At 35.7% G+C, this 5566-nt stretch carries 5 protein-coding genes and 1 pseudogene; 2 read left to right on the top strand and 4 right to left on the bottom strand.

From position 1 onward, the window contains the following. Positions 1-66: 66 nt before the first annotated feature. On the top strand, positions 67-2091 hold the full coding sequence (locus GSY74_RS06630; RefSeq protein WP_164664317.1) for a bifunctional diguanylate cyclase/phosphodiesterase: 2025 nt from the start codon (positions 67-69) through the stop codon (positions 2089-2091). Here the strand turns inward: GSY74_RS06630 and argC are convergent. From argC to GSY74_RS06610, 4 genes are read right to left on the bottom strand one after another with little or no spacing between them, the layout of a single operon-like run. Beyond that, positions 2030-3037: an N-acetyl-gamma-glutamyl-phosphate reductase gene (argC, locus tag GSY74_RS06625; RefSeq protein WP_164664316.1), complete on the bottom strand. Its 1008-nt coding sequence runs from the start codon at positions 3035-3037 to the stop codon at positions 2030-2032. The two genes, GSY74_RS06630 and argC, sit on opposite strands and share 62 nt — an antisense overlap. Next, entirely contained in the window at positions 3037-3519 is a 483-nt protein-coding gene (gene greA, locus GSY74_RS06620) for a transcription elongation factor GreA (protein WP_164664315.1), read from the bottom strand. The genes argC and greA overlap by 1 nt, the downstream gene beginning before the upstream one ends. Positions 3520-3558: 39 nt before the next feature. Then, a complete protein-coding gene (locus GSY74_RS06615; RefSeq protein ID WP_370518782.1) occupies positions 3559-3783 on the bottom strand; it encodes a hypothetical protein in 225 nt (74 codons plus the stop codon). 19 nt (positions 3784-3802) lie between these two features. Next, positions 3803-5227 carry a triacylglycerol lipase gene (locus GSY74_RS06610; protein ID WP_164664313.1) on the bottom strand — a complete coding sequence of 475 codons (1425 nt, stop codon included), beginning with the start codon at positions 5225-5227 and terminating at the stop codon, positions 3803-3805. Positions 5228-5394: 167 nt separating this feature from the next. Between GSY74_RS06610 and GSY74_RS06605 the strand changes: the two are divergent. Next, positions 5395-5566: pseudogene (locus tag GSY74_RS06605) on the top strand (redoxin domain-containing protein); the annotation flags it as partial.

The raw sequence follows: 5566 nt of genomic DNA, 5'->3' as shown, positions 1-5566 counted from the left end.
TAATTATCTATTTTTTAACACCATATGTTAGATATAATTAATAAATATTATTATATAATAGTAGCAATGAAAAATTTATTTTATGACATATCAAAAAAAACATTCTCACCAAATATTAAGAGGTTTCTACCCAAAACTACAATATTACTATTTACTGCTATTGCACTACTACCTCTATCTATATTTTTTATCAATATCTCTAATACCATTATCGTGATAGCTTTAATAACTCTTATCTATATGCTTTTGGCTCTATCAAGTGTACATCTCAATAGACTCTATTATGATATAGCAAAAAATCAAGAGAGATACTATGAGGCAAAAAAGAGACTAGATATAAAAGAGAAAAAACTATCTTCACTACTTGGTCAAGCCCCCATTGGTATCTTCTATTATGATAACAGTCTAAAAATTCTTAACTACAATCGGCTGTTTTATGAGATATTTGGGCTAGAGACAAATCTAAAAGGTTTTAATCTCAAAGGGTTAGAGGATAAAGAGGCTGTTGAAGTGATGAGTAGTGTTCTAAAAAACAAATCCTCAAAACAGTATATGGGTTCGTATAACTTCTCATTTCAGGAAAAAACTATCTGGGCAGAACTCACATGCTCTGCTCTTTTGGATGATAGAGGTATAGTCACGGGAGGTATAGGTATATTGGAAGATAAGACCACAGAGCATCAAGCTTTTGAGAAAATCAACCAAATATCACTACGAGATTCACTTACAGGTCTTCCAAATAGGCGTTCTTATAAAAATTTTATGCTTGAACTTATAGAGTCTCCTCAAAACCAATCTAACTACTCTATACTATTTTATATGGATTTGAATAACTTTAAACAGATTAATGATACCTTTGGTCACTTTGTTGGAGATGGTCTTCTAATAGAAGTATCAGATAGATTCAAATCACTCAATATCAGAAACTCTCATCTTAGTAGATTGGGTGGAGACGAGTTCCTTTTAGCTATGCCATTTGTATCTAGTATGGAAATCTATACTAAAGAGAGAGCAAAAGGGATTGCAGAGCATATCAAAAAACTATTTCTAAAAGTTTTTGAGATTGAAGGACTAGACCTATATATGACAACTAGTATTGGTATAGTTATTATTGAACCCAAAACTGATAATATTAACAATATCATACGACAAGCAGATATGGCGATGTATCAGACCAAAAAAGATGGACAAAACAATATCTCTTTTTATAACCATACCCTTGATTTGGAGCAACAAGAGCTAACCACACTCCAACAAGACCTAAATCATGCGATTGGCAACGGTGATTTAGAGCTATATTATCAGCCTATTGTAGATATAAAAGATGATAGACTTACTGCGGTTGAAGCTCTGATAAGATGGAACCATCCCGAAAAAGGGTTGATAATGCCAGATAGGTTTATCCCTATGGCAACGGAATCAGGACTTATCAACAGAGTTGGATGGTGGGTGGCAGATGAGGTCTGTAGACAACTCTCTGAATGGAGAGCCAAAGATATAATAAACTTTGAATATATTGCTATCAATATCAATGCTAGGCAACTACACGAGGTTGATTTCTCCAAACATATAGAGGGTTGTATCCTAAAGTACAAAATTAACCCTGCTATGTTAAAACTAGAGGTAACAGAGACAACACTCATAGATAGTTTCACTAAAACACAAAAGATTATAAAAGACCTAAAAAGCAGAGGTGTAGAGTGCAACATAGATGACTTTGGTACAGGATACTCCTCTCTATCTTATCTCAGAAAACTCTCATTCAAGGTACTCAAAATTGATAGATTTTTTATCGCTGAGATCTTCACTAATGAGGATGATTTAAAACTGGTTGAGAGTATTATAGGTATAGGAAAACAGTTTAACTATAAAATTATTATAGAAGGGATAGAGACTATGGAACAGAAGAGAAAAATCCTTGAGATTAATGATGATGTCTGTTACCAAGGATTTTTGTGTAGTAGAGCTATTCCTGCTTTGGAGTTTGAGAAGAGATTTTTAAATCCATCAAAGAACTCTCAAAGGGTATCTACGGCACATAAGCAATCATCGGAATCCCAACCCCCTCATCAAATCCACACATCAAATTAGCTGCCACCAAAGCTTGTGAACTCGCCCCTCGGAGTAGATTATCTATACTAGAGTTTACAAAAAGAGCATTTCCATTTTTCATAGCAAATATATCACAAAAGTGTGTCCCTGCTGTACTCTTTATATCTACAGGTTTTTCTCTGATACGGATAAATCTATCATTAGCATAATGTTTTTTAAGCACCTCTATTGGGTCTATATCCTCTTTTAAAGTGCCATAAACAGAGACTAGTTCACCTCGTGTAGCAGGAATTAGATGTGGTACAAAATTCACACTCATCTTCACCCCATGAATCTTCTCTATCTTTTCGCTAATCTCTGGTGCATGACGATGTTTTAGAGGATTATAGGCAAAGATATTATCATTAACTGTTACAAAATGAGTTGTTTCAGAGAGCTTTTTTCCTGCCCCACTCACTCCTGATTTTGCATCTACAAAAAGTGGTGCATTCGCATCCATATATGGGATAAATGGTAAAATGGCTAAAAGAGTAGCAGTAGGGTAACATCCTGGACCTGCTACTAGTTTTGCCGTTTTCAGCTCATCACGATAATACTCAATAAGTGCATAGACTGAACTATCTAAGTTCTCTCTATCCTCATGTTCACAATAATGCTCCTCATAAGTATCAAGCTCCAAGCGATAATCAGCAGAGAGGTCAACTACTTTTACCCCTTTGCCTATCAACTCCTTTGCAAATCCCATCGAAGCCTTGTGAGGAAGTGCCAAAAAAACCAATTCACAATGTTCTACTATAGTCTCCACAGAAGCTTTCTCTACAGGAAACGAGATAACATCCACCAGTGATGAATGCAGAGCCTCTATCACTGTATCACCTGTTGTTGTCGCCAAATATTTTAGCTGAAACCTTGGATGAGTCACCAACATCTTTACCAACTCCAAGCCAGTATATCCACTAGCTCCTACTACACCTACGCTTATCATTATATCTTTTCCATAGCCTCTATAGACTCCACATCAAATTTTTTCTTACCAGAAGGAAGTACAATAGTAACCTCATCCCCCTCCTCTTTTCCAAGCAACGCTCTAGCCATTGGTGAGCCAACAGAGATTAACCCTCTGTCAGGATTTGACTCTTGGGAACCTACTATAGTATAAGTGATTTCAGAGTCATCATCTTGGTCAATCAACTCAACAGTTGAGCCAAAACTAACTCTCTTATGCCCCAATTTTGATGGGTCAATCACCTGAGCTCGTCCAACCAAATCAGTAAGCTCAACAATCCGAGCCTCCATCATCCCCTGCTTATCCTTAGCCGCATGATACTCTGCATTCTCTTTTAAATCCCCAAGCTCTCTTGCTGTATCTATCACTTTTGCAATAACTCTTCGCTCCACAGTTTTGAGTTGCTCTAACTCTTTTGATAACTTATTAAAAGTTGCTTCTAACATTGGTTCTTTTTGCACAGTTTTCCCTTGTTTTTAATTGAGAGTATTATAGCATATCTATACTTTTTTGCAATCCATAATTTTAGCTCTATAGTTCACATCAACCAACTCAAAATGCCTCTTGGCATAAGCTATCTTCCACTTCTCTCTACCCGAACCTTTAGTCTCAACCACAAATGCACCCTCACTCTCATCATGCTTTATCACCGCAAAATCAGGATTATAATATCCCAAAGGAGTCTTGATTTTGAATCGATTGGGCAATTTGGTAAAAAACTTAATTTGGGAGAGTGAGGTTCACTTACATCTCTAAAACCTCTACTTTAACATGACCAGACCAATCATCAGCAGATACTGGATATGTTCCATTTTCTAATCTAATACTATTTATACTCTCACCCATAGACTCTTTTTTATCAGTTTTTATTTCAGATATACCATATTTGGTACTTCTATCTATCTCATATCCCTCTATTGTGACTTGAAGTGTTGATTCTGTAGGGGAGACAAAATCCTCAAAGATAATTTGGTTGATGTTTTTTGTCTCATTATCTTTTTTGTAACTGTATATATTGAGTGTTCCACTATCATAAACTCTTTCACTTATAGGTGTTTGTATCTTTGCATTTTCAGAAAAAATCTTGCTCTCAAAGACGGTTTCAGTATCCTCGTTCAATACAGTTATAGTCTCATGAATATCCGTAATAGTAGCATCCAATAGTGTAATTCGGACACGCTTTTTTGCTTCTAAAAAGTTTGAGATAATCAAGAGTATAGAGTCATTATCCTTGATGCCTATATGGTCATTGTGCATCAGTGTGTGTGTTGGTACTTGTAGAGAGTTCTCTATGGAGCCAAAGTAGGTATCTTTGACCAGTTGATAGCCATCATTTGGTTGAAAATCCTCTTGCATCATTATATATTTAAGTCCTGCATGCTCTTTTTCACTATCTGTTAGAGAGATTTGACCTACTAAAATATCACTATAGTATGGACTTGACATACTTTCACGATTTGGAGTCAAATTCTCCTCTATCCATCTATATTTCATATGTTGAGTCTCTGCTGAATCTTCAAAAAATGAGTTGACAGATTCTTTAATCCATGCGATACCAATATCATCTACCTTGGATAGTCCATAGTTTCCACGCAAAACACCCTCTGCGGTCATCCACTTCTCTATCTTTTTGTTAGAGGCTAAGTTCTCTATATCTTTCTCTATCATCCATCTAGTGATGAGTGAACCCATACTCACACTAACAAGATTGACTTTTTCGGCTCCTGTCTCTTCCAATATATGTTTTGTAAATTTTGCCAATATCATAGCATATCGTGGGATTCCTCCACCATATTTAGTCGTTACACCCTCTATCTCATCTATATCCGCTTGGGTATAATACTCTGGTGCTTGGTCTCCATAGTACTCTACGGCTGTGATAATATTTGAGAAGTTATCTTTGTCATAAGTCTCTAACAATGGCAACTCTGTAAACTCGGAGAGTTGATTTGTAAAATTATAATCCCACGCCTCTCCATAGTTCTGTTCTTTTATATATCCCTCTTTTTGATAACCATGAATATATATTGTAACAGTTTTAGGACTGTGTTTAAAATCTGTTTCGCTCTTAAGCTCTTCGGCTTCATTCATTACGCTGTTTTCAGCTCCACCACCTCCACATGCAGTGAAGAGAAGTAGTATCGGTATCAGTAGGTATTGGTATCTCATGTTTTATGCCTTTTTAAGTCTATTATACTTTTTTCTTCTTAATAGAAAAAGTAATTAAGTAGATTTTTGATATGATTTTATAAAAAAGAGGTTGAAACATGAGTATAAAAAAATTACTAATAGCCTTACTCCTTTTGATACCATCAATGATTCAATCAGGAGATAAGATGCAGACATTTTACGATTTTAATGCCACAGATATAACAGGAGAGACAAAATCCATGTCTGATTATAAAGGCAAGGTTGTTCTTGTGGTCAATGTTGCAAGTAAGTGTGGATTTACTCCACAATATGAGGGGCTTCAAAAGCTTTATGAGACCCATCATGAGCAAGGTTTAG

The sequence above is a fragment of the Sulfurovum sp. bin170 genome (assembly GCF_010892395.1).
GTDB lineage: Bacteria > Campylobacterota > Campylobacteria > Campylobacterales > Sulfurovaceae > UBA1140.
The sequence above is the reverse complement of the archived record's forward strand: the minus strand, read 5'-3'. Positions and strand labels throughout refer to the sequence as shown.

Bases quoted from the DNA above. Each gene is read 5' to 3' on its own strand.
- GSY74_RS06630 (WP_164664317.1), top strand. From the start codon at position 67: ATGAAAAATTTATTTTATGACATATCAAAAAAAACATTCTCACCAAAT.
- argC (WP_164664316.1), bottom strand. From the start codon at position 3,037: ATGATAAGCGTAGGTGTAGTAGGAGCTAGTGGATATACTGGCTTGGAG.
- GSY74_RS06610 (WP_164664313.1), bottom strand. From the start codon at position 5,227: ATGAGATACCAATACCTACTGATACCGATACTACTTCTCTTCACTGCA.